This window comes from Ruegeria sp. HKCCSP346, from assembly GCF_017872595.1.
Lineage (GTDB): Bacteria > Pseudomonadota > Alphaproteobacteria > Rhodobacterales > Rhodobacteraceae > Ruegeria.
The window spans coordinates 1-22954 of record NZ_JAEDOT010000002.1; the positions used below are offsets into that span (position 1 = coordinate 1).

Below are 22954 nucleotides of genomic sequence, written 5' to 3' on the forward strand. Positions count from 1 at the left end.
GGCGACAACGAAGGCGGCGACGATAACGAAAGCGGCGGCGACAACGAAGGCGGCGGCGATAACGAAAGCGAAGGCACGGAAACCAACGCAGGAAACTCAGAAGTTGACGCTATGCAGGGTGAAAATCGCTGACCCACACAGAGCGTTCGTCTGAGCCAGGACACAATCTCAGGACAGGCTCTGACCAAGGTGCGGTCGCATAAGTCAAACACCCCAAAAAACGGAAAGGCCGGAGCGGGTCAGCTCCGGCCTTTCTGTACAACCGGGGCGATCAGTCCCGCAGCAATTCGTTGATGCCGGTTTTCGACCGGGTCTTTTCATCCACCCGCTTCACGATCACCGCGCAATACAGGCTGATGTTGTTCTTTGACGGCATCGAACCCGCGACGACCACGGAATAGGGCGGGACTTCGCCATATGTCACTTCGCCGGTTTCCCGATCCACGATCTTGGTGGATTTGCCGATGAACACGCCCATCCCCAGAACCGAGCCTTCGCGGACGATGCAACCTTCGACCACCTCGGAGCGCGCGCCGATAAAGCAGTTGTCCTCGATGATGGTCGGGCCGGCCTGCATCGGCTCCAGCACGCCACCGATACCTACGCCGCCCGACAGGTGGACATTTTTGCCGATCTGCGCGCATGAGCCGACGGTCGCCCAGGTGTCGACCATGGTGCCTTCATCCACATAGGCGCCAAGGTTGACAAAGGATGGCATCAGCACCACGCCCGGCGCGATATAGGCCGATTTGCGGACAACGCAGTTGGGAACCGCGCGGAACCCGGCCGAGCGCCATTGATCTTCACCCCAACCGGCGAACTTGCTGTCAACCTTGTCCCACCAGCCGCCGTCCTGCGGACCGCCTGTCTGAATTTCCATGTCCTTGATGCGAAAGCCCAGCAGAACCGCCTTTTTGGCCCACTGGTTCACGTGCCAGTCGCCGTTTTCCAGCTTTTCGGCAACACGCAGCGACCCGCTGTCCAGCGCGTTCAGCGTGTCTTCGATCGCTTCGCGTTGTTCACCTGCCGTGGCAGGTGTGATCGTGTCGCGCGCCTCCCAGGCGGCTTCGATGGCGGCTTCCAGTTGCGCGTTGGACATGGGGCGTCTCCCTACAGAATCTGTTCATGTTGGTTTGGCCTATACGCAAGCCGGGCCCATGGCGCAATGCGACGAACACGGGCCGTTTTGCGTCTGAAAGGCCCGCAATCAGCTGGCGCGGCGTATATGTCGGGTCAGAATACCTTTTGCCGTGCTCAGGTCCTTCCGCCTGAGTGCCTGAACAAGTGCGGCGTGATCCTTGTCAGTTTGCTGCACCCATTTCGACCGCCAGTGCGCAAACAAGTGGCGTGCGCTTGCGATATGCAGATCGTCGATGGTGTGCAACAGACGGGGCAGCCCGCAAGGTGTCAGGATGGCGCGATGGAATGCTCTGTTCAACGCCTCCCATTGGGGCATCGTCTGCGCCTCGTCACAGGCGATGCGTGCGCGATCGATCTTGTCCAACGCGACCGGAGACATGTTCTGCACCGATTGCTGCAACGCCAGTGTTTCCAGCGCCACGCGCATTTCGATGACCTCTCGCACCTCTGCCGGGTCCAGCGCCGTGACCCGCATGCCCCGGCGCGGCTCGTGCCGGGCCAGTCCATGCGCCTCAAGCCGCAACAGGGCTTCCCGCACCGGAACATGGCTGGTGTCGAAGGTGCGGGCAATATGATCCTGCCGCAGCTTTTCCCCGGCGCTCAGCTCTCCGGTTATGATTTGCTGGCTGAGGTTCTGGTAAATCGTGTCCGAGATCGTAGCGGTCATAAATTATAGATAAAATCTACGACAGCTATCCTCAACCAGATAATTCACCCCGCAAGCGGGTCCGGCGCGACATTCGCACCACACACCAGAACGGCCACGCGCTCGCCCGGTTCGGGCCGATACACGCCCGAGGTCAAGGCTGCCAACGCCGTGGCGCCCGCCGGCTCCACCAGAATACGATGCGCCTGCCACAACGTCTTCTGAGCCGCCGCGATGGCATCATCCGACACCAGGACCGACGTCATCCCCTGTGCCAGGCCGAAACAGATCTGCCCTATCCGGCGCGCGCCCAGCGCATTTGCCGCGATGCCGGATACGGAAACATCCACCGGCTCACCGGCCTGCAACGCCGCATTCAATGCACAAGAGGTCTGGGGTTCGACCGCCACGACCTTGCGCGCTCCGTCAAACCAGGCCAACGCCCCGGCGATCAGCCCACCCCCGCCCACGGCGACCAACACCGTATCTGCCTGTAGGCCCTGCGCATCCCATTCCGCAAAGCAGGTCCCCTGCCCCGCCACGGTAGCCGGCGCATCATAGGCGTGAATCTGCATCGCGCCTGTCTCCGCTTCATGCGCCTGCGCCTGTGTCAGCGCATTGGCGTATTCGCCGGGCACAACGCTCAGATCCGCGCCGGTTTGCCGGATCAATGCAATCTTGGATGGCCCCGCCAGTTCGGGCACGAAAATCTTGGCCGGATAACCAAGCGCCTGCGCCGCAAAGGCCGCCGCTGCACCATGATTGCCACCGGATGCAGCCACGACACCTGCATCGGGCACGTCGAGGCTCAGCAACGTATTGAACGCACCGCGCGCCTTGAAACTGCCCGTGTGCTGCATGTGCTCCAGCTTCAGCTCAATGGGATGGCCCGGAACTCGGCTCTCGATCACCGGCGTCACCTGCGTATGCCCGGCGATACGATCCCGCGCCGCTGATATTTCGCTCTTCCAATTCATTCTTGTCTTTCCGTGACTGGCACTCTGCCCGCGAACCCTATAGCTGTTTGGAAAACACGCAAGCAGGGATCGATCACCCATGAGAGAAGACCGCCACAATCCGTTTCGCGATGCGCAGACAGATCGTTCGACCGCGAGCGAAGTGCCGGACACGCCGCAAACGCGATCGTCCGCCTATCGCCTTGCCTTTGCCGATGACGAATTCCTGTGCCGCGACGAGCTGCGCCCGGTACGTCTGCAACTGGAACTGCTGAAACCCGAGATGATCATGAGTGAGCGCGAGATCACCTCGACCATCGTGATGTTCGGCGGCGCGCGCATCCCTGAACCATCGCAGAAACACACCGCACGAACGGAAACGCTGGCTGGTCTGTCGGCCTATTACGACGAGGCGCGCGAGTTCGCGCGGCTGATGACCGTGAAATCGAACGAGACCGGCTGCCGTGAAAACGTGATCGTCACGGGCGGCGGCCCCGGTGTGATGGAGGCAGGCAACCGTGGGGCACAGGACGCGGGCGGATGCTCGATCGGGTTGAATATCGTTCTGCCGCACGAGCAGGCCCCGAACCTTTATGTGACGCCGGATCTCAGCTTCAACTTCCACTATTTCGCCATCCGCAAGATGCATTTCCTGATGCGCGCCCGCGCCATCACGATTTTCCCCGGTGGTTTCGGCACATTGGACGAGCTGTTCGAATCCCTGACCCTGATTCAGACCGGCCGGATGGACCGCGTGCCCTTCCTGCTGTTTGGTCGCGAATTCTGGGAAAAGGTCATCAACTGGAAAGCGCTGGCCGATGCCGGAACCATCTCGGACGAGGATCTTGACCTGTTTCGCTTTGTGGACACGGCGCAGGAAGCGGTCGAGATCATTGAAAACTGGGAGCCCGCCCCGCCCCGCGACGAAATTCCGGGGCGCTGAACCATGGCGCCCAAGACCGGAGAGATGCTGCATCTGCGCGGAAATGCCCTGAGCAAGGGCGAACCCGTAGCGCTGCCACTGACCCAAAGCAGCATGTACCACCTGCCGGGCACCCCGGACGGGCAGGCGAGTTACGGCCGGGTGGACAACCCGACCTGGGTGCATCTGGAGCATGTTCTGTCGCATTTGGAAGACGCGCCCTGCCTCAGCTTTCCCTCGGGCATGGCAGCGATTTCCGCAGCACTGTTTGCCACCGTAAAGGCCGGATCACGCCTGCTGATCCCCTCCGACGGCTATTACGTGACGCGCCTATTGGCCGATCGTTTCCTGTCGCGGCTGGGCGTGATCGTTGAGGAACGCCCCACCACCGCCTTTGCCGACGGCGGTTTTGACGGGTTCGATGTGGTCTTTGCCGAAAGCCCCTCGAATCCGGGGTTGGACATGATCGATCTGACCGAGGTGGCGGATCGGGTGCGCGCTGCCGGGGGCTTAACCATTGCCGACAATACGACGATGACTCCGCTGGGTCAGCGTCCTCTCGATCTGGGCATCGATGTAGTCGTCTCGTCCGATACCAAGGCGATGGGCGGGCATTCCGACATGCTGATGGGCCATGTGGCCAGCCGCAACGGCGACATCATGGAACGGGTCGAGGAATGGCGGAAAGTCTCCGGCTCGATTCCGGGGCCACATGAAGCATGGCTTCTTCATCGCGGACTTGAAACGCTGGACGTTCGGTTCGACCGGATGTGCAGCTCGGCCGAAGTATTGGCCGAACGCCTGACGGCACATCCCGCAGTGAAACAGGTGCGCTATCCCGGGCTGGCCAACGACCCGTCGCATAAACTGGCGCAAGAACAGACCACACGTTTCGGATTTCTGCTGTCCCTGACGCTGAACAGCGAAGACCGGGCCGAAGCCTTCATCAACAATTGCCCGCTTCTGCGCCCGGCCACGTCATTCGGAGGCGTCCACAGCTCGGCCGAGCGGCGCGCGCGCTGGGGCGACGACGTTGATCCGGCCTTCATCCGCCTGTCCGTCGGATGCGAACCCGTGGAAGAATTGTGGCAAGCTATCGAAGCCAGCCTGAACGCCGTGTGATTACTTTTTGGGCTCACGCAGTTCTTTGAACACGTAGATCGGCAGCACAACGCTGGCGATCAACGCCCCCAGCCAGACCAGCAATGTTGCCGCCAGCAGGTTCGAAACCCCGCCAACGGTCAGCCCGGCTGCAATCAGGTCGGTCACGAAAAGGCCCACGAAGGTTACGATCAGGGCGATCCCACCTTTCAGGGCGGGCGCTTTCTTTTCGCCCAGTTTCAGGATCAGGGGTTCAGCCACGACCTGTACGACGGTGAAGACAATCACCACCACGATGAACGAGATCGGCTTGATCGCAAATCCCGACAATATCAGCGCGGCAAGCAACAACCCAATGGCATTCCCGGCCATCAGGGCCAGGGCGGATTTTATTCTGCGTGACATGCGGCGGTCTCCGTCATTCGACAAGTATAAATATGCATATACTATCAGGTCTTCGGGATTTTACGAGACAATTCAATCGCCTCTTCCGTTTCAACCATTGAAATCAAATGGTAGAACACCTTCATCGTGATCAGACCCGCCCCTGACCTGTGAGAGTGAGATGAGCGACGACCCCTACACCGTTCTTGGTGTCTCGAAGGACGCCAGTGCAGCCGAGATCAAAAAAGCCTACCGGCGTATCGCCAAGGATTGCCATCCGGATCTGAAACCCGGCGATGCCACGGCCGAGGCCAAATTCAAGGCCGCCGCCGCTGCTTATGATCTGTTGAAAGATCCTGAAACACGTGCGCGTTTCGACAACGGGGAAATAGACGCCTCGGGTCAGGAACGCCCGCAACAGCAGTATTACCGGGACTATGCCGAGGCTGCTGGAAACCCCTATCGCGGGCGTCAGGCGGATCCCGACGACATGTCAGACATCTTTGCCGAGTTCATGCGTGGTCGCGGCGGTTTTGGTGGCCAGCGCGGCCACCAGTTTCACGCACCGGGTCACAATCTGAACTATTCACTGCAAATCAGCTTTCTGGATGCCGTGTTCGGCGCCAGTCAGAAATTGACCTTGCCGGATGGAGACCGGATCGAGGTCAAAATCCCGGCCGGGATCACCGACGGCCAGACCATCCGGTTGCGCGGCAAAGGCGCGCCGGGATATGGCGAAGGCCCTCCGGGTGACGCACTGGTGACGGTTTCGGTCGCCAAGCACCCGGTTTTTGAACGTCAGGGCGACGACATCCATATCACGCTGCCGATCACAATCGACGAGGCCATTCTGGGCGGAAAAGTCCCGGCCCCTACCATAGACGGCGGTGTGAATGTCAACGTCCCGGCAGGCACCAGCAGCGGCAAAACGCTTCGGTTGCGCGGAAAAGGCGTGAAAAAGCGCGGCTCGTCCGCCCGTGGTGATCAGCTGATTGAGCTGACCATTGCGACACCGGACAAGATCGATGATGAACTGAAGCAGTTCATGGAAACCTGGCGTCAAAAGCACCGCTATGATCCGCGGAAAGGAATGCAGCTATGATCCTGACCGAAAAGGAACTGATCGAAACGGTCACCCGCCTGACCTCGGACCGCCTGACCGAATACCTGGCGGCGGAAATCGTGATTCCGGAACAGTCGGATCAAGGGCTGGTTTATCAAAATATCGACGTCGCCCGTCTGGAACTGGCCTGTGAGTTGCACGAACAGTACGACATGGAGGCGGATGCGCTGTCGATGATGATCTCACTGATCGACCAGCTGCATGGGCTGCGGGCCGAACTGCGCGAAGTTCTGAACGCGATCGAGGCGCAACCCGAACCTGTGCGGCAGCAACTGGTCAAGGTCATCGGTACAGCGCGATTCCGTCGCAGATAACGGGGTTTTGGACTCGAAACATTTGGATTAGAAGGCCGGCTTGATCCTTTGACAGGTGGCGCCATGACCCAGTCCAGATCCGAATTGCTGATGCCTGCGGGCAATCTGCGCAAGCTGAAACTCGCTGTCCTTTACGGGGCGGATGCGGTGTATCTGGGCACGCCCGATATGTCGCTGCGCACGAAATCCGAGTTTTCGCTGGAAGAGGTGATCGAGGGCGTCGAGTTCTGCCACAGCCATGGCCGGCGCGCCTATCTGACGCTGAACCTGTTCTCGCACAACAAGGACATCCCGAAGCTGGACGAATATATCGACACTGTCCGCAAAGTGCAGCCGGACGGGTTGATCATCGCCGACCCCGGCGTGTTCCAGTACGTGCGCGACCGCGCGCCGGAACTGCCGCTGCACATCTCGACCCAGGCCAATATCTGTTCCTGGCTGTCGGTGAAGTTCTGGCAGGATCAGGGCGCGGAACTGGTGGTTCTGGCGCGCGAGGTTTCCTACCCCGAACTGGTGGAAATCCGCGAAAAATGCCCCGACATCAAGCTCGAGGCCTTCGTCCACGGGGCCATGTGCATGACCTATTCGGGCCGTTGCCTGCTGTCGAATTTCATGGCGGAACGTGGCGCCAACCAGGGCAACTGCGCCAACTCCTGCCGCTGGAACTATGCGCTGAAACTGCGCCTGAAGGATGGCACACATCAGGAATTGCGCATCACCGAAGAAAACGCCGACCTGTTCGAATTCCTGCTGGAAGAAGGCTGCCGCCCCGGCGATCTGATGCCGATCGAGGAAGACGACCGCGGTTCCTACATCCTCAATTCGCGCGATCTGTGCATCATGCCCAAGCTGGACGAATACCTGAAGATCGGGGTCGACAGCCTCAAGGTCGAGGGGCGCGGCAAGTCGGAATACTACGCCGCCATCGTCGCGCGCGCCTATCGCATGGCCATCGACGATTACTATGCCGACCCCCAGAACTGGGACCCGAAACCCTATATGCGCGAGTTGGAGACCGTGGGAAACCGCGGCTATACGCTGGCCTTCCACGAGGGGCGTCTGACCAACTACGCCCATGATTACGAGCACACGGCGTCCATCGCGCAATGGGAATATGCCGGGATCGTCACCGAAGTGACCCAGGATGCCTTTCTGGTCGAGGTAAAGAACAAGCTGGAACCGGGCGATGTGCTGGATTTCGTCTCGCCCATCTCGCGCGAGACGGTTCTGCTGCGGGTCTATGATTTCGAACGCGCATCCGATGGTGCGCGGATGAACGCAGTGCATGGCAGCACCAAAACAGTGATCCGCCTGCCCTTCACCCTGTTCGACCACGAGGATATCGACGATCTGCGCGCCCGGTTCCCCGCCTATTCCGTTCTGCGCAAGGAACGCGCCCTGACTGACGAACACTGGAGCCGCATCCGCTTTGACAAGCTGGTGCAGGGTTTGGAAACCTCGGGCCGTGACAACCCTGGCGCCTATGCCCGCCGTCGCGACGCCTTGGTTGAAAAGATCGGCGAAGACGGCAACGAACGCCGTTTCAAAACCAACCGCATCGGCACCGAGGGTTGCTGTGGCAAAGGTTGCAACGGCTGCTTGATTTTCTGGCAGGACGACAAGTACGCGCTGGCCCGTGAAGTTTTGTCAAAGCGCAAGCAGGGCGAACAACTCAGCCGCCGTGAGGCGACGGAACTGAAGCTGCCGGGCGCACAACAAGCCTGAGCCGGCTCAGTCGCGTGTTCGATACTCTTCCGGCACGTAAAACGTATAGTCCCGATCTGCCACCTGTTCGTGGCAGACATGGCAATAGGCCACGGCACCGGCGCGGTCGCCCATAGTGTCCCCAAAGACCGAGCCGTCCGGCAAGACCATGATGTAACGCCAATCCGCCGTGTCCGGGCTGGCACTTTCTGCCAGTTTCTCCATTACGAACATGGCACCAGGATGCACGTGGCCTTCATCCGTCACGGTCATGCTGTCCTTGGCAAGAACCGACCCCATGGGAAGTTCTTCACCTTCCTGCAACGTCGCGTAGTTATGCGCCATGCGATTGGCATAGCTGTTCACATACCTTTGCCCGTGGGTTGCCGAAATATAGGGCGCATCGTTGAAAATCGGCCAGCTTTGGTAGTTGAGGATCAGGTCCAGTTGCGCCACGGCGTAGCCACGCGCCATGCGGCGATTGAGGGATCGGTAGTGTTCCAAAGCCTCTTGTTTGCTCAACTCGGCAGGGTTTTCGATTGCAATATGAGCGTCCTGGCCGTCAGCAAAGGCCAAGCCTGAACCCGAGACGATAGCAAGCGCAGCGGCACCGAAACGGATGATCGAAAAAGAACTTGCATTCATAATCGTGGCCCACCTGAAATTCAGTTCACCTGAGCGCTTTCTGCACCACTTGGAACAGTCTAGCGGAATCGCAAAAACTTGCCATCTCTGACCCGGACACCTCACCGGCTTGTGCATCGAATTGAAGAGGCAAATTCAGCGACGGGCACGAGAAATATAGCAAATCATGCATGTAGTTTCAGCATCTGAAACATTAAGTTTGAACAAAACAATTGTGACGTGCAGACAAAGCCAGAAAACACTTAAGGCGCGATCCGATCAAGCCTGGCCCAGATGGACCAAACCCTATCGGCTCAGACCCGTTTCGGCCTCGATTTGTTTGCGTGATTTGCGCGCCCGTTCGGTCGCCGACTTCAACTGACCGCAAGCCGCCATGATGTCCTCACCGCGTGTCTTGCGGATGGGCGAGGCATAGCCGGCCTGATAGATGATGTTTGCGAAGGCGCGGATGCGGTTGTTCGAGCTGCGCTTGTACGGTGCGCCGGGCCATTCGTTGAACGGGATCAGGTTGATCTTGGCTGGAATGTTGTGTCGCTTGATGTGATCGATCAGACGATGCGCATCTTCGTCACTGTCATTCACACCATCCAGCATCACATATTCAAACGTGATCCGTTCAGAGTTCGAAGCATTCGGATAGCTGGCCAAAGCGGTCAGCAGTTCCTCGATATTCCAACGTTTGTTGATTGGCACCAGAACGTCGCGAGTTTCGTCCGTAGTGGCGTGGAACGAGATCGCCAGCAAACAGCCGATTTCTTCGGCGGTGCGCGCGATCTCGGGCACCACGCCCGAGGTTGAAAGCGTGATGCGACGGCGCGACAGAGAAATGCCCTCGGGGTCCATGGCGATCTTCATCGCGTCGCGCACGTTTTCGAAATTGTAAAGCGGCTCGCCCATTCCCATCAGAACGATGTTCGACAGCAGGCGGGTTTCGTCCTTAGGTGCGCCGGGGGTTGGCCATTCTTCAAGATCGTCGCGCGCCATCATGATCTGGCCAACGATTTCGGCGGATGTCAGGTTTCGTACGAGTTTTTGAGTGCCGGTATGACAAAACGAACAGGTCAGCGTACAGCCCACCTGAGACGAGATACACAGCGTGCCGCGATCTTCCTCGGGGATGTAGACCACCTCGACCTCATGCCCGCCGGCGATACGGCACAGGTATTTGCGGGTGCCGTCCTCGGACACCTGACGTGTGACCACCTCGGGGATTTCGATCACGAAGTGCTCGGCCAGTTGAGCGCGATAAGCCTTTGCCAGATTGGTCATCTTTGCAAAGTCGCGCACGCCCCATTGGTAGATCCATTGCCAGATCTGACCGGTGCGCATCTTGGCCTGTTTCTCGGGCGTGCCGTGTTCAATCAAGGTTTCGCGCAAACGGTCGCGCGTAAGGCCGACGAGGTTGATCTTCCCGTCGGGCAGTTTGCGCGGGATGGTCATGACGTCTTGGGTGATCGGCGCTTTAGGCGACATTGGCGTATCTCGACGGAATCGGGCTTGGGATGCGCCTCTATATAGGAACCTGCGCAAAGATCAAAAGGTTTCCTAAGCCGGCAGGCCCGGCACGATGCACATGCCGGGCCTTTTTGATCAGTTTACCGGCGGCGGTGTGTAGCAATCACTGGCGTCCAGGGTCTGAACCGGATCTTCCGGGCCACATTGCTCGCCCGATATCGGATAGGAATCAGCGTTCTTCTCGCAAGCGCTCAGCACGGCGACGGATGCGGCAAGAACCAGAGTGATCCAAATTTTCTGTTTCATCACGATGTCCTCTCTAGGTGGCTGAACCACTTAGTTCACATTGCCGAGCGCGAAACTTTGATACGGATCAAAACTGGCAGATGACCAGACGTCAAAAGCCCCGCTACGAGGCGGGGCCTTTTCAACACTCGACGCGACAAGATCAGTTGGTGCAGCGCTTCTCAGCGTCTTCAATCGCTGCGGTAAAGCCCAGCAGCGAGAAGGTGTCTTTCGTCTGCGTACCGCGCTCGGACCGGGCGGTCAGAACAGCCTCGGTTCCGCGCTTCAGGGCGGTGATGATCTTGGCATCATCCGCATCCGATGCGGCCCAGGCCCATTCGCCTTCTGTGAACAGTTCGAACTCGGTCCCGTCCACATTCAGGTTCACCGTCGAACCCGCGGCAAACGGGTAGCCGCCGGTAAAGGTCAATTGGCCTTTCACCTCGGCATTCGGGCGATAGAACACAAACAGCAGGATATCGCTGCGCCGTACGGAAACCACACGTCCACCGCGGGTGTTTACGGTTTCCTTGGGTGCCGAGACGCTCCAGCATTCGGTGGGATCGTCTTCGACAAAAACGCTCCAATCCGTTTTTGCAGCAACGCGGTTGGTGCTTGTCGCCTGTTGGGCGATTGCAGATGTTGCTGCGATGCCTGCCATACACAGGCCCGCTATCGTGCGAACGAGCATTGATCCCATTTGTCCAGCCTCCTAGCTCGACCCTTACCTCATACCCATCGGACACGTCTGCGAACCCTGCCAGTTCGTCTATTCGTTTGCGTCTTCCGATGATTGCCGACATACACACACTAACGCAGATTTCGCCACAGGCGAAAGGGCGATTGGCAGAATTTTGCGCATAAATTTCGGAGGTCCAGATGACGCAGCCCGTACCCATGACAGAACTTTGGCGCGGCCCTCTGCTGGAAAGTCTGCATCTGGGTCATGCGGTTATTTGCGATGACACGGGCCAGATCGTGCGCAGTTGGGGCGACCCGCAATCCGTCATATACCCGCGGTCATCGGCCAAGATGATTCAAGCGCTTCCGTTGGTCACATCAGGGGCAGCGGCGAAATACGGGCTGACCAGCGAACACCTCGCGTTGGCCTGCGCTTCGCATAACGGGGCGGCAATCCACACGGATCGCGTGACGGCGTGGCTGGACCATCTGGGGTTGAACGAGCACGATCTTCGGTGCGGCCCACAGGAGCCCGCCGACACCGCCGCGCGCGACCGGCTGATTTTGGCGGACGACACGCCTTGCCAGATCCACAACAACTGTTCCGGCAAGCATTGCGGCTTTCTGACTCTGGCACAGCATATGGGCGCCGGGCCGGAATACCTTGAAATTGATCATCCGGTGCAACAAGCCTGCCTATCTGCCGTCGAAGAAACAACGGCCGAGACCAGCCCGGCATACGGCATCGATGGCTGTTCCGCCCCGAATTTCGCCACATCGCTTTTCGGTTTGGCACGTTCGATGGCTTGGTTTGCTTCAGCCGCAGACCGGTCCGACCGCTCCAGCGATGCAGCGATGCAGCTGGTGGCCGCGATGGTGAAACACCCGGAACTGGTTGCCGGTGAGACCCGGGCCTGCACCGAACTGATGCGCGCCATGAACGGGCGCGTCGCCATCAAGACCGGGGCCGAGGCGGTGTTTGTGGCCATCATCCCGGAAAAACGCATGGGCGTTGCGCTGAAGATCACCGATGGCACCACACGGGCCAGCGAATGCGCCATCGCCGCTATTCTGGTGAGCCTTGGTGTGCTGGAGGCCGATCACCCGGCCACCCGCAAATTCATGAACGCCACGCAATACAGCCGCCGGGGGCTGGAATGCGGCGTGATCAAACCTGCGCCGGGTTTCCCCGGCTAAGGCCACTACATCTCGATCTCGTGCACCTCGGCCACTTCAACCGAGCCTGTGCCGTTGACGACCATCGGACAGCCCTTGGCCATCTCGGTCGCAGCATCGATACTGTCAGCTTTGATCACCGTGAAGCCCGAGGCCGGGTTTGCGCCGCCGTTATCGACCACTCCGTTGTTGCTGACGGTGTAAGACTGCCCCACCGGGTTTCCGGGGATATCGAGGGCGTCTCCCATATCCTGAAACCAGGCGCCCCAGGCGGCCATGGTCGCCTCGATCTCGGCGGGGTCGGTCGGGGTGTGTCCCCCGTGATAAACAAACAAATATTGGGGCATATCGCTCCTCCCTGATGAAAACTTATTTGCACTTCGCTTCGAGTTTGCGCAGCGAAGACGTCCAGCCCTGATTGTGGTTCGCGGCTGCTTCGGCATCGGCCAGTTCGCGGTGGTCCAAAACCAGGCGCGACCCCGTGCCTGTCGCTTTGACTGTGAAGGTGACGTGGCTTTCGGCCCCGCGCTGATCCTGATCGTCATGCCAGCCCCAGGTAAACCCCACCGAGTTTGGAGGGTCGACATGCGTGACGTGGCCCGAGACCTTGTATTGCTGGCCCTCGCCGTTTTCCATGACCGAATACCACGGGCCGGTGCGCGAGAAATCCAGATTGTGTTCAGGCACGTGCATCCCTTCGGGGCCCCACCATTGCAACAACCGGCTGCCGTCACTGATCCATGCAAACAGGTCCTCTGGGCTGACGGGGAAATCCCGTTCCAGTTTCAGGTCGGCCATGAATTCTCCCTTTCGATGATATCACTGAGGCGATCAAGGCTGCTTTCCCAGAATTGCCGTTTGGAGATCGTCCAGTCGGCAATCATACGCAGCCCGTCGGACCGGATGGAGTACATCCGTTGGGTGCCCCGCACACGCTGCTGCACCAACCCGGCCTCGCGCAGCACCTTGAGGTGGCGCGAAATCGCGGCGCCGGACATGCCGCGCCCTTCGATCAGTTCACCAGCGGGCAGTTCGCCCTGCTCCATCAGTTGCTCGACAATCGAGAACCGGGTGGCATCAGACAAAGCGGAAAAGGTGGTCAGAAGCGTGCTCATGACTTCTATTTAACACAAATGTTAAATAATGAAAAGCCCTGTCAGGATTCGGCGAAATCCGCGCGACTGTACCCTTGTAGATAAAGCAGTGCCGTCAGGTCGCCGTGATTCACCCGCACATCACATTGTGCGGCCACCGACGGTTTGGCATGAAGGGCAACCCCGGTCCCGGCCCGGCCAAGCATTCCAAGGTCATTGGCCCCGTCACCCACGGCAATCACATCACTTTCCGACAGGCCCCGACGCGTTGAAATCTGCGCCAGCGCTTCGACCTTGGCCTGACGCCCCAGAATAGGACGCGCGACGTCTCCGGTCAGCTTGCCATCTTCCGCCAGCAAAGTGTTGGCGCGGTTTTCATCGAACCCCAAAAGCTCTGCCACCCGGGCGGTAAAGGCCGTAAAGCCACCGGATACCAATGCTGTATAGGCCCCGTTGGCCCGCATCGTCGCCAGCAATTCCCTGCCTCCGGGCATCAGGGTGATCCGTTCGCGCAGGACTTTGCCGATGACGCTTTCATCCAGATCCTTCAGCAAACCAACCCGCTCGATCAGGGCACCTTCGAAATCCAGCTCTCCGTTCATGGCGCGGGCGGTGATGTCCTTGACCCTTTCGCCGACGCCAGCCTCATCCGCCAGTTCGTCAATGCATTCCTGCTGGATCATGGTGCTGTCCATATCGGCCAGCAGCATCTGTTTGCGCCGCCCCTGCGCAGGCTGCAAAATCAGGTCCACGCCCATACCCTGCAAGTCTGCCCAAACGTCCCAGCGATTGTCGGGGATGGCGTTCAACTCGAATTCTGCCGCCTCATCCGGGTTGAGCCAGAAGATGTCCCCGCCACCCCACGCATTGCGCAGTGACTCGGGTAATGCGCTGTCCAGCGAAGGCGCTGCCGGATTGGTCAGCAAAGTGGCGACATACATCTTCAATCTCCAAATTTCTTGGCCGGGCGAGGTGATCTAGGGGGTCAACGACAAACGGCCCTGATCGGTCAATTCCCAGCAAGTCTGCCCTTCGAACACAGCGACACCCACCGGGCGCCCATATCCAGCACCTGTGTCCAGATTGACGCGATTTCCATAATGCGTTGCCCGGTCCACCGGAGTATGACCATGCACGATCAGCTTGGGATGCGGACCCCGATGAGCATGAAAATCCTGCCTGATCCAGACCAGGTCGTTGTCCCCCTGCGCGTTGAGCGGCACGCCCGGGCGAATGCCTGCGTGAACAAAGGCAAGCTCGGGCGTCTGATGCATCAGAACCAGATCTCGCAGAAAGGTCAGGTGCGATTTCGGCACCGCCGCCTGCGCCATCTGATGCAGATCTTCCAGACGAATCTGGCCTTCGAATTCCACGCCATAACTGCGCAGGGTCTCGACCCCACCCAGCCTTTCATGCAGCCAATGATACCCGACAAGCAAATGCGGATCGTGACGCGGCGTATCCTCCATGAACCAGGCGAACATGCGATCATGGTTGCCCAGCAAAGTGATCCAGTTCAGACCCGCGTCGCGCCCGGCAATCAGACGCTCGATCAGCCCGCGGCTGTCAGGGCCGCGATCCACGTAATCACCTAGAAACACGATCTGGGCGTCCGGGCCGCCATCACCCCGGATCAGAGACAGCGCGCGTTCCAGCTCGGCCACCTGCCCGTGCAGATCACCAACAACGTAGACAGGCTGTGTCATAGATCCTCCGACGGTAAGGTTCAGCTTGCTTGTGCCGCAGATTGCAGCCCGAGAAAACAAAGGACCCGGGCCTTCGGTCAACCGGGTCCTGAACTGTTTCTCAAACTCAACAGGCCTCGTCAGGTGACATCAAATTCCAGCGGCTTGATCTGCGTGAACAGACCCGTTTCCGCCAGCTTGGCGCGTGCCTCGGCCGGAACGGGCTCGTCGACATAAAGCAACGCAATCGCTTCTCCTCCGGCCTCGGATCGACCAAGGGTAAAGTTCGCGATGTTGACGTTGTTCTCGCCCATGGTCTGCCCCAAAGCACCGATGATGCCCGGCACGTCTTCGTTGGTGGTGTAGAGCATATGGGCACCGACCTCGGCGTCGATATTGATGCCCTTGATCTGGATGAACCGCGGTTTGCCGTCGCTGAACACGGTGCCGCCGATAGAACGCTCGCGCTTGTCGGTCACAACGGTGACTTTGATATAGCCCTCAAACGCACCCGATTTGTCCTGATTGGTGGTCGAGATCTTAATCCCACGTTCCTTGGCGACAACCGGGGCCGACACCATGTTCACCTCGGGGTTGAACTTTTTCATGATCCCGGCAACCACCGAGCAGTTCAACGCCGCCAGGTTCATTTCAGCGGCCACACCATCATACAGGATATTGATCGCCTTGACCGGCTCATCCGTCATCTGGCCGATAAAGCTGCCCAGATGGCCGGCCAGCTTGATCCACGGCCCCATCACCTTGGCTTCTTCCGCCGTTACACTGGGCATGTTCAAAGCGTTCTCGACCGCACCTGTCAGCAGATAGTTCGAGATCTGCTCGGCCACTTGCAGCGCCACATTCTCCTGCGCTTCGGTCGTTGCTGCACCAAGATGCGGCGTGCAGACCACGTTGGGCAGATTGAACAGGGGGTTGTCCTTGGCGGGTTCCTCACCGAACACGTCAAACGCGGCGCCCGCAACGTGACCGGATTGCAGCGCCTCGGCCAAGGCCTCCTCATCGACCAGACCACCCCGAGCACAGTTGATGATGCGCACGCCTTTCTTGGTCTTGGCAAGGTTCTCACGGCTCAGAATATTGCGGGTCTGATCCGTCAGCGGCACGTGCAGGGTGATGAAGTCGGCGCGGGACAGCAACTCGTCCAGCTCTACCTTTTCCACGCCCATCTTGGCGGCTTTCTCTTCGCCCAGATAGGGATCATAGGCGATGACTTTCATCTTCAGGCCAAGCGCGCGCTCGCACACGATGCCACCGATGTTCCCCGCACCAATGACGCCGAGCGTCTTGTTGGTCAGCTCGATCCCCATGAACTTGGACTTTTCCCACTTGCCCGCATGGGTCGAAGTCGAGGCCTCGGGGATCTGCCGCGCCACGGCAAACATCATCGCAATGGCGTGTTCGGCAGTGGTGATCATGTTGCCGAATGGCGTGTTCATCACGATCACACCTTTTTTCGACGCCGCTTCCTTGTCGATATTGTCAGTGCCAATTCCAGCGCGGCCGATCACCTTCAGCTTGTCGGCTTTTTCGAGAATGGTCGGCGTGACCTTGGTGGCCGAGCGGATGGCAAGACCATCATACTGGCCGATCACCTCGGCCAACTTGTCCTTGTCCTTGCCCAGATCGGGCATGAAATCCACGTCGATGCCGCGATCACGGAAAATCTGAACGGCGGTTTCGCTGAGTTTGTCGGAAACGAGTACTTTGGGAGCCATGTTTGTGGTCCTTGAATGTATTGAGAGGTCCGGGCCGATGCGGCCCGGTGGAGATGGGATGCGATCAGGCGGCTTCTGTCTGCGCCGCGATTTCGGCCTCAAAGGCCCATGCTAGCCAAGGCAGCATCGCTTCGATGTCCGAGGTCTCGACCGTACCGCCGCACCAGATCCGCAAGCCCGCAGGCGCGTCGCGATAGGCACCGATGTCCAGCGCGATATTCTCGGACTCCAGCCGCTTGGCCACAGCCTTGGCAAAGCTTGCGCCGTCCTGAATTCGGGCGTCGGTGAATTTCAGACAGACGGATGTGTTCGACCGCGTCGCAGCGTCTGCGGCCAGGTTTTCGATCCAGTCGTTCCGGTCGCAGAACGCATGCACTGCATCGGCATTGGCGTTCGCGCGGGCTGTAAGGCCCTTCAGACCGCCCACCGAGCGCGCCCAATCCAGTGCAAACAGATAATCCTCAACCGCCAGCATCGACGGCGTGTTGATCGTCGCCCCGGTAAAGATGCCTTCGATCAGCTTGCCACCCTTGGTCAGGCGGAAAATCTTGGGCAGCGGCCATGCAGGGGTGTAGCTCTCCAGACGTTCAACGGCGCGCGGCGACAGGATCAGCATCCCATGCGCGGCCTCACCGCCCAGAACCTTCTGCCAGCTGAAGGTGGTCACATCCAGCTTGTCCCAGGGCAGGTCCATCGCAAAGGCAGCCGAGGTTGCGTCGCAGATCGTCAGACCCTGACGATCATCGGCGATCCAGTCGCCATTCGGCACGCGCACGCCCGAGGTGGTGCCATTCCACGTAAAGACCACGTCATTGGCGAAATCGACCGATGCCAGATCCACGATCTGTCCGTAATCGGCGGTCTTCACCTCGGCGTCGATCTTAAGCTGCTTGACCACATCGGTCACCCAACCGGACCCAAAGCTTTCCCACGCCAGCATCTCGACCTTGCGTTCGCCCAATAGCGACCAAAGAGCCATCTCAACCGCGCCCGTGTCCGAGGCGGGAACAATGCCGATCCTGTAATCTGCCGGAATGCCAAGCACCTCGCGCGTGCCTTCGATGGCCGCTTTCAGCTTGTCCTTGCCAACGGCGGCACGGTGCGAGCGTCCCAAGGCGGCATCGGCCAGTTTGGTCAGATCAAATGTGGGGGGTTTGGCGCAAGGGCCCGAGGAAAAACGCGGATTTGCCGGCCGCGTCGCCGGTTTTTGAGTGCTCATCTGTATTACCCTTCCAGATACACGCCCCTCGTTGGGGAGGGGTGTCCCACGCACAGAGCTATGGGCCCTTCGCACCCGCAGCAAGCGAAAAAGACGCTTCGCTGGGTAAAAACGACATCCAAAGAGGGCACAAATCAGAACATGAGTTTCCGATTGGCGAAAAACCCCGCCGAAACTCGGCGGGGTTGTTGCTGTTATTCCGCGGCGTCTGCGTATGCGTCCATTGGGGGGCATGTGCAGACGAGGTTTCTGTCACCGTATGCGTTGTCGACGCGGTTGACGGGGGACCAGTATTTGTCGACGCCCATGGAACCCGGCGGGAAGCAGGCTTGTTCGCGGGTGTAGGGGCGGTCCCAGTCGCCGACCAGATCGCGCACCGTGTGGGGGGCGTTTTTCAGCGGGTTGTTTTCCGCGTCGATCTTGCCGTCGATGATGTCCTGCGCTTCCGAACGGATCGACAGCATGGCGTCGCAGAAACGGTCCAGTTCGGCCATGGGTTCCGATTCCGTGGGTTCCACCATCAGGGTGCCGGCCACCGGCCAGCTCATCGTTGGCGCGTGGAAGCCTGAATCGATCAGGCGTTTGGCCACGTCATCGACGGTGACATGCGCCTCGGCGTCCAGGGGCCGGGTGTCGAGGATGCATTCATGCGCCACACGCCCCGTTTCCGAGGTATAGAGGATCGGATAGGCATCCTTGAGCCGCGCCGCGATGTAGTTGGCGTTCAGGATCGCCACCTTGGTCGCCTGGGTCAGACCCGCGCCGCCCATCAGCAGCACATAGGCCCAGCTGACCGGCAGAATGGACGGAGACCCGAAGGGCGCCGCCGAGACCGGGCCCACGGCGGTGCCGTATTCCGGGTGCCCGGGCAGGTGCTCGGCCAGATGCGCCTTGACGCCGATCGGACCCATGCCGGGGCCGCCGCCGCCATGCGGGATGCAGAAGGTCTTGTGCAGGTTCAGGTGGCTGACGTCGCCGCCGATGTCGCCGGGGCGCGACAGGCCCACCATGGCGTTCATGTTGGCGCCGTCGATATAGACCTGGCCGCCGTGGTCATGGGTGATCTGGCAGACCTCCTGCACGGTGGTCTCGAACACACCATGAGTGGACGGGTAGGTGATCATGCAGGCGGCCAGATGATCCGAGTGCTTTTCCGCCTTGGCGCGGAAGTCGGCGACATCGATATTGCCCTTGTCATCCGCCTGCACCGGCACGACCTGCCAGCCCACCATCTGCGCCGAGGCCGGGTTGGTGCCATGGGCCGAGGTCGGGATCAGGCAGACATTGCGGTGCCCTTCGCCGCGCGCAAAGTGATAGTTGCGGATGGTCAGCAGGCCCGCATATTCGCCCTGCGCGCCCGAGTTGGGCTGCTGGGAGATCGCGTCATAGCCGGTGATCTGGCACAGCTTGTCGTTCAGATCGGCGATCATCTCGTGATAGCCCTGCGCCTGATCTTCGGGGCAGAACGGGTGCAGATTGCCGAACTCGGGCCAGGTGACCGGGATCATCTCGATCGTGGCGTTCAGCTTCATGGTGCAGGACCCCAGCGGGATCATCGCCCGGTCCAGCGCCAGGTCGCGGTCGGCCAGACGACGCATATAGCGGGTGATCTCGGCCTCGGCCCGGTTCTGGTGGAAGATCGGGTGGGTCAGATAGGCGCTTTCACGCAGCGCATAATCCGGCAGGCGGTATTGCTTGTTCGAGCTGTCATCCTTGCGGTCGATGCCGAAGGCGCCCCAGACCGCCTCAATCGTCTCGGGGCGGGTCTGTTCGTCCAGGCTGATGCCGACGCGGGTGTCGCCCACCTTGCGCAGGTTGACGCCGCGCGCCACGGCGGCCTCCATCACCGTCTTCTGCAGATGGCCGACCTCGACCGTGATCGTGTCGAAGAACACCTCGGGTTCGACCGAGAAGCCCGCCTCTTCCAGGCCGGCGGCCAGGCGCGAGGTCTTGCGGTGCACCGACTGGGCAATCGCCTTGATGCCGTCGGGGCCGTGATAGACCGCATACATCGAGGCAATCACCGCCAGCAGCGCCTGCGCGGTGCAGACGTTCGAGTTCGCCTTCTCGCGGCGGATGTGCTGCTCGCGGGTCTGCAACGACAGGCGGTAGGCCTTGTTGCCGCGGCTGTCGATGGACACACCGATGATCCGGCCCGGCATGGATCGCTTCAGCTTGTCGGTGGTGGCCATGTAGGCGGCGTGCGGGCCGCCATAGCCCATCGGCACACCAAAGCGCTGGGTCGAGCCGATGGCAATGTCCGCGCCCATCTCGCCCGGTGACTTCAGCAGCGCCAGCGACAGGATGTCGGCGGCGACGATGGCGATGGCCTTGTGTTCATGCAGCGCCGCGATCTCGGCGGTGAAGTCGCGCACATGGCCATAGGTGCCCGGATACTGGAAGATCGCGCCGAATACCGCGCCCGCGTCCAGCTGATCCGGGTCGGCGACCTGCACGTCGATGCCCAGAGGCTCGGCCCGGGTCTTGATCACCGCGATGGTCTGCGGGTGGCAGTTCTTGTCAACGAAGAAGGCCGCGTTGTTGGCCTTGGACCGGCCGCCGCGCTTGGCCATCGCCATCGCTTCGGCCGCCGCGGTCGCCTCGTCCAGCAGCGAGGCGTTGGCCACATCGAGCCCGGTCAGGTCGCTGACCATGGTCTGGAAGTTCAAGAGCGCCTCGAGTCGGCCCTGGCTGATCTCGGGCTGGTACGGCGTGTAGGCGGTATACCAGGCCGGGTTTTCCAGGATGTTGCGCAGGATCGGCGCAGGCGTGGTGGTGCCGTAATAGCCCTGACCGATCAGCGAGGTCAGAACCTTGTTCTTCCCCGCAACCTGTTTCATGTGGAAAAGCGCATCGCGTTCCGTCATCGCCGGACCCCAGTCCAGCGGCTGTTTCTGCCGGATCGCCGGGGGGACGGTGGCGTCGATCAGCTCGTCCAGCGTCTTGAAGCCGATCACCTGCAGCATGTCGCGCATCTCGGTCGGGCTGGGACCGATATGGCGACGGTTGGCAAAATCATAGGCTTCGTAGTCGGTCAGTTTGAAGGCCATTGCAGCGCTCCCATGGATAGGTCAGGGCCGGCGGAGACTGCGGGAGCCTCCGGCGGGGATATTTCTTGCCAGATGAAGGGCGGGGCCCAAATTCGGCGGCATCAATTAATTCGATGGAGCCCCATGCCGGGACTCCGTTCGGGTTTACCCGATGAAGGCTTTGTATCCGGCTTCGTCCATCAGATCCTCGAGCTGCGACGCGTCACTGATCTTGATCTTGTAGATCCAGGCCTCGCCCTCGGGGTCGTCGTTCAGCGCGCCGGGATTGTCGGCCAGCGCCTCGTTCACCTCGACGATCTCACCATCGACCGGAGCATAGAGTTCCGAGGCCGCCTTGACGGATTCGATCACACCGATCTCGCCGTCTTTCTCAAACTCGTCGCCCACTTCCTGCTGCTCGACAAACACCACCTCACCCAGCTGTTCAGCCGCGTGTTTGGTGATGCCCAGCGTGGCGGTGTCGCCTTCGACGCTCAGCCATTCATGCTCTTCGGAATAATAGGTTGCCATGCTTCTCTCTCCTGACTTCAACGCTTGTAATTCTGTTTGACGAAGGGCAGCGCCACGATCTGCGCCGGTTGCGCCTTGCCCCGGATGATCAGGTTCACCTTCTCGCCCGGCGCGCCATGGCCTTTGCTCACATAACCCATCGCAACCGGGCCGCCGACCGTGGGGCCAAAGCTGCCCGAGGTGATCTGACCGATGGTGTTACCCTCTAGGCATTGCACTTCCACGCCCTGACGCGCCGGCGCACGGCCGTCGGGCTTGATGCCCACCAGCTTGCGGGCTGCGCCCTCGGCCAGTTCGCGCTGGATACGCTCCGCCCCCGGAAAACCACCTTCTTCCTTGCGGCGCTTCTGCATCGCCCAGCCGAGGCTGGCCTCGACCGGCGAGGTGCTCTGGTCGATGTCATTGCCATAGAGGCACAGCCCGGCCTCAAGCCGCAGGCTGTCGCGCGCGCCCAGACCCGCCGGTTCGCACTCCTCATGCGCCAGGAAGGCCCGTGTGATCTCGATCGCCTTATCCTCGGGGATCGAGATCTCGTACCCGTCCTCGCCGGTATAGCCCAGGCGCGAGATACGGCATTCGACACCCAGGATGTCGGCAATCGTGGTTTCCATGAACTTAAGATCGCGCGCCGCGGGGCAGAGCGCGCCCACCACATCTTCGGCCTTGGGGCCTTGCACGGCCACCAGCGCGCGGTCGAAGATCTCGGTCACCTCAACCCCGTCCAGATTGTCGCGCATATGCGGAATGTCCTGATGGCGCAGCGCCGCGTTCACCACCACAAAGTAGTGATCCCCCGCATTCGACACGATCAAATCGTCCATGATCCCGCCTTCGGCATTGGTGAAGAACCCGTACCGCGCCTTGCCTTCCTTCAGCGTCGCATAGGCCTGCGGGCACAGAGCTTCCAGCTTCTCACCCACATTCTCACCGCGCAGGATCACCTGACCCATGTGAGACACATCAAACAACGCCGCCTTCCCCCGGCACTGCTTATGCTCTCCCATGATCCCCAAAGGATACTGAACAGGCATCTCCCAACCCGCAAAATCAACCATCTTGCCGCCAAGCTCGACGTGAAGGTCATACAAGGGCGTGCGCTTCGGTGTGGTCATTTCTTCAACCTTTCAA

General features: G+C 60.3%; 24 protein-coding genes. 6 read left to right on the plus strand and 18 right to left on the minus strand.

The window, feature by feature from the left end:
- Nucleotides 1-271 precede the first annotated feature (271 nt).
- The 3 genes from dapD to I9185_RS08625 all read right to left on the minus strand — a co-directional run bounded on the left by dapD (nt 272) and on the right by I9185_RS08625 (nt 2763).
- Entirely contained in the window at nt 272-1099 is an 828-nt protein-coding gene (dapD, locus tag I9185_RS08615; protein WP_171119955.1) for a 2,3,4,5-tetrahydropyridine-2,6-dicarboxylate N-succinyltransferase, read from the minus strand.
- A 108-nt stretch (nt 1100-1207) separates the two neighbouring features.
- On the minus strand, nt 1208-1807 hold the full coding sequence (locus tag I9185_RS08620) for a GntR family transcriptional regulator (RefSeq protein WP_171119956.1): 600 nt from the start codon (nt 1805-1807) through the stop codon (nt 1208-1210).
- Between the two features lie 44 nt (nt 1808-1851).
- On the minus strand, nt 1852-2763 hold the full coding sequence (locus tag I9185_RS08625) for a threonine/serine dehydratase (RefSeq protein ID WP_210092819.1): 912 nt from the start codon (nt 2761-2763) through the stop codon (nt 1852-1854).
- A gap of 79 nt (nt 2764-2842) precedes the next feature.
- Between I9185_RS08625 and I9185_RS08630 the strand changes: the two genes are divergently transcribed.
- Both I9185_RS08630 and I9185_RS08635 read left to right on the plus strand, forming a co-directional pair.
- Entirely contained in the window at nt 2843-3685 is an 843-nt protein-coding gene (locus tag I9185_RS08630) for a TIGR00730 family Rossman fold protein (RefSeq protein WP_171638604.1), read from the plus strand.
- Between the two features lie 3 nt (nt 3686-3688).
- Entirely contained in the window at nt 3689-4786 is a 1098-nt protein-coding gene (locus I9185_RS08635) for a cystathionine gamma-lyase (protein WP_210092820.1), read from the plus strand.
- Here I9185_RS08635 and I9185_RS08640 read toward each other — a convergent pair whose 3' ends face one another.
- Nucleotides 4787-5170 (minus strand): hypothetical protein, encoded by a 384-nt coding sequence (locus I9185_RS08640; protein WP_171638607.1) that lies wholly within the window; start codon nt 5168-5170, stop codon nt 4787-4789.
- Nucleotides 5171-5330: 160 nt separating this feature from the next.
- On the opposite strand from I9185_RS08640, the gene I9185_RS08645 reads away from it, so the two are divergent.
- The 3 genes from I9185_RS08645 to I9185_RS08655 all read left to right on the plus strand — a co-directional run bounded on the left by I9185_RS08645 (nt 5331) and on the right by I9185_RS08655 (nt 8311).
- Nucleotides 5331-6251, plus strand: a complete 921-nt coding sequence (locus tag I9185_RS08645; RefSeq protein ID WP_171638609.1) for a J domain-containing protein — start codon at nt 5331-5333, stop codon at nt 6249-6251.
- A complete protein-coding gene (locus tag I9185_RS08650; RefSeq protein WP_171638611.1) occupies nt 6248-6586 on the plus strand; it encodes a hypothetical protein in 339 nt (112 codons plus the stop codon). Before I9185_RS08645 ends, I9185_RS08650 begins: the two co-directional genes overlap by 4 nt.
- A gap of 63 nt (nt 6587-6649) precedes the next feature.
- Nucleotides 6650-8311 (plus strand): U32 family peptidase, encoded by a 1662-nt coding sequence (locus tag I9185_RS08655; protein WP_210092821.1) that lies wholly within the window; start codon nt 6650-6652, stop codon nt 8309-8311.
- 6 nt (nt 8312-8317) lie between these two features.
- Here the strand turns inward: I9185_RS08655 and I9185_RS08660 are convergent, their stop codons facing one another.
- The 4 genes from I9185_RS08660 to I9185_RS08675 all read right to left on the minus strand — a co-directional run bounded on the left by I9185_RS08660 (nt 8318) and on the right by I9185_RS08675 (nt 11375).
- Nucleotides 8318-8935 (minus strand): cytochrome P460 family protein, encoded by a 618-nt coding sequence (locus tag I9185_RS08660; RefSeq protein ID WP_210092822.1) that lies wholly within the window; start codon nt 8933-8935, stop codon nt 8318-8320.
- Nucleotides 8936-9220: 285 nt separating this feature from the next.
- Complete coding sequence (gene rlmN / locus I9185_RS08665) at nt 9221-10408, minus strand: 23S rRNA (adenine(2503)-C(2))-methyltransferase RlmN (protein WP_171638614.1); 1188 nt, start codon at nt 10406-10408, stop codon at nt 9221-9223.
- Between the two features lie 117 nt (nt 10409-10525).
- Nucleotides 10526-10696 carry a hypothetical protein gene (locus tag I9185_RS08670; protein WP_210092823.1) on the minus strand — a complete coding sequence of 57 codons (171 nt, stop codon included), beginning with the start codon at nt 10694-10696 and terminating at the stop codon, nt 10526-10528.
- Nucleotides 10697-10838: 142 nt separating this feature from the next.
- Complete coding sequence (locus I9185_RS08675) at nt 10839-11375, minus strand: invasion associated locus B family protein (protein ID WP_171638616.1); 537 nt, start codon at nt 11373-11375, stop codon at nt 10839-10841.
- Between the two features lie 179 nt (nt 11376-11554).
- On the opposite strand from I9185_RS08675, the gene I9185_RS08680 reads away from it, so the two are divergent.
- Entirely contained in the window at nt 11555-12553 is a 999-nt protein-coding gene (locus I9185_RS08680; RefSeq protein WP_171638617.1) for an asparaginase, read from the plus strand.
- 5 nt (nt 12554-12558) lie between these two features.
- On the opposite strand, the gene I9185_RS08685 is transcribed toward I9185_RS08680, so the two are convergent.
- From I9185_RS08685 to gcvT, 10 genes are all read right to left on the minus strand, one after another.
- Nucleotides 12559-12879 (minus strand): YciI family protein, encoded by a 321-nt coding sequence (locus I9185_RS08685; RefSeq protein WP_171638618.1) that lies wholly within the window; start codon nt 12877-12879, stop codon nt 12559-12561.
- Between the two features lie 22 nt (nt 12880-12901).
- On the minus strand, nt 12902-13330 hold the full coding sequence (locus I9185_RS08690) for an SRPBCC domain-containing protein (RefSeq protein WP_171724872.1): 429 nt from the start codon (nt 13328-13330) through the stop codon (nt 12902-12904).
- On the minus strand, nt 13318-13647 hold the full coding sequence (locus I9185_RS08695; RefSeq protein ID WP_171724871.1) for a metalloregulator ArsR/SmtB family transcription factor: 330 nt from the start codon (nt 13645-13647) through the stop codon (nt 13318-13320). Before I9185_RS08695 ends, I9185_RS08690 begins: the two co-directional genes overlap by 13 nt.
- Nucleotides 13648-13688: 41 nt before the next feature.
- Nucleotides 13689-14567 (minus strand): phosphoserine phosphatase SerB, encoded by an 879-nt coding sequence (gene serB, locus I9185_RS08700; RefSeq protein ID WP_171638621.1) that lies wholly within the window; start codon nt 14565-14567, stop codon nt 13689-13691.
- 36 nt (nt 14568-14603) lie between these two features.
- On the minus strand, nt 14604-15332 hold the full coding sequence (locus tag I9185_RS08705) for a metallophosphoesterase family protein (RefSeq protein ID WP_171638622.1): 729 nt from the start codon (nt 15330-15332) through the stop codon (nt 14604-14606).
- A 119-nt stretch (nt 15333-15451) separates the two neighbouring features.
- On the minus strand, nt 15452-17047 hold the full coding sequence (serA, locus tag I9185_RS08710; protein WP_171638623.1) for a phosphoglycerate dehydrogenase: 1596 nt from the start codon (nt 17045-17047) through the stop codon (nt 15452-15454).
- A 64-nt stretch (nt 17048-17111) separates the two neighbouring features.
- Entirely contained in the window at nt 17112-18266 is a 1155-nt protein-coding gene (locus I9185_RS08715; protein WP_171638624.1) for a phosphoserine transaminase, read from the minus strand.
- Between the two features lie 194 nt (nt 18267-18460).
- A complete protein-coding gene (gcvP, locus tag I9185_RS08720; protein ID WP_210092824.1) occupies nt 18461-21316 on the minus strand; it encodes an aminomethyl-transferring glycine dehydrogenase in 2856 nt (951 codons plus the stop codon).
- A gap of 144 nt (nt 21317-21460) precedes the next feature.
- Nucleotides 21461-21826: a glycine cleavage system protein GcvH gene (gene gcvH / locus I9185_RS08725; protein ID WP_171638644.1), complete on the minus strand. Its 366-nt coding sequence runs from the start codon at nt 21824-21826 to the stop codon at nt 21461-21463.
- 17 nt (nt 21827-21843) lie between these two features.
- Complete coding sequence (gene gcvT, locus I9185_RS08730) at nt 21844-22938, minus strand: glycine cleavage system aminomethyltransferase GcvT (RefSeq protein ID WP_210092825.1); 1095 nt, start codon at nt 22936-22938, stop codon at nt 21844-21846.
- Nucleotides 22939-22954 lie beyond the last annotated feature (16 nt).

Bases quoted from the DNA above. Each gene is read 5' to 3' on its own strand.
- gcvT (WP_210092825.1), bottom strand. From the start codon at position 22,938: ATGACCACACCGAAGCGCACGCCCTTGTATGACCTTCACGTCGAGCTT.
- I9185_RS08685 (WP_171638618.1), bottom strand. From the start codon at position 12,879: ATGCCCCAATATTTGTTTGTTTATCACGGGGGACACACCCCGACCGAC.
- I9185_RS08635 (WP_210092820.1), top strand. From the start codon at position 3,689: ATGGCGCCCAAGACCGGAGAGATGCTGCATCTGCGCGGAAATGCCCTG.
- I9185_RS08705 (WP_171638622.1), bottom strand. From the start codon at position 15,332: ATGACACAGCCTGTCTACGTTGTTGGTGATCTGCACGGGCAGGTGGCC.
- I9185_RS08625 (WP_210092819.1), bottom strand. From the start codon at position 2,763: ATGAATTGGAAGAGCGAAATATCAGCGGCGCGGGATCGTATCGCCGGG.
- serB (WP_171638621.1), bottom strand. From the start codon at position 14,567: ATGTATGTCGCCACTTTGCTGACCAATCCGGCAGCGCCTTCGCTGGAC.
- I9185_RS08650 (WP_171638611.1), top strand. From the start codon at position 6,248: ATGATCCTGACCGAAAAGGAACTGATCGAAACGGTCACCCGCCTGACC.
- dapD (WP_171119955.1), bottom strand. From the start codon at position 1,099: ATGTCCAACGCGCAACTGGAAGCCGCCATCGAAGCCGCCTGGGAGGCG.
- I9185_RS08695 (WP_171724871.1), bottom strand. From the start codon at position 13,647: ATGAGCACGCTTCTGACCACCTTTTCCGCTTTGTCTGATGCCACCCGG.
- I9185_RS08655 (WP_210092821.1), top strand. From the start codon at position 6,650: ATGACCCAGTCCAGATCCGAATTGCTGATGCCTGCGGGCAATCTGCGC.
- I9185_RS08630 (WP_171638604.1), top strand. From the start codon at position 2,843: ATGAGAGAAGACCGCCACAATCCGTTTCGCGATGCGCAGACAGATCGT.
- I9185_RS08670 (WP_210092823.1), bottom strand. From the start codon at position 10,696: ATGAAACAGAAAATTTGGATCACTCTGGTTCTTGCCGCATCCGTCGCC.
- I9185_RS08660 (WP_210092822.1), bottom strand. From the start codon at position 8,935: ATGAATGCAAGTTCTTTTTCGATCATCCGTTTCGGTGCCGCTGCGCTT.
- I9185_RS08675 (WP_171638616.1), bottom strand. From the start codon at position 11,375: ATGGGATCAATGCTCGTTCGCACGATAGCGGGCCTGTGTATGGCAGGC.
- serA (WP_171638623.1), bottom strand. From the start codon at position 17,047: ATGGCTCCCAAAGTACTCGTTTCCGACAAACTCAGCGAAACCGCCGTT.
- I9185_RS08715 (WP_171638624.1), bottom strand. From the start codon at position 18,266: ATGAGCACTCAAAAACCGGCGACGCGGCCGGCAAATCCGCGTTTTTCC.
- I9185_RS08690 (WP_171724872.1), bottom strand. From the start codon at position 13,330: ATGGCCGACCTGAAACTGGAACGGGATTTCCCCGTCAGCCCAGAGGAC.
- rlmN (WP_171638614.1), bottom strand. From the start codon at position 10,408: ATGTCGCCTAAAGCGCCGATCACCCAAGACGTCATGACCATCCCGCGC.
- I9185_RS08680 (WP_171638617.1), top strand. From the start codon at position 11,555: ATGACGCAGCCCGTACCCATGACAGAACTTTGGCGCGGCCCTCTGCTG.
- I9185_RS08640 (WP_171638607.1), bottom strand. From the start codon at position 5,170: ATGTCACGCAGAATAAAATCCGCCCTGGCCCTGATGGCCGGGAATGCC.
- gcvP (WP_210092824.1), bottom strand. From the start codon at position 21,316: ATGGCCTTCAAACTGACCGACTACGAAGCCTATGATTTTGCCAACCGT.
- gcvH (WP_171638644.1), bottom strand. From the start codon at position 21,826: ATGGCAACCTATTATTCCGAAGAGCATGAATGGCTGAGCGTCGAAGGC.
- I9185_RS08620 (WP_171119956.1), bottom strand. From the start codon at position 1,807: ATGACCGCTACGATCTCGGACACGATTTACCAGAACCTCAGCCAGCAA.
- I9185_RS08645 (WP_171638609.1), top strand. From the start codon at position 5,331: ATGAGCGACGACCCCTACACCGTTCTTGGTGTCTCGAAGGACGCCAGT.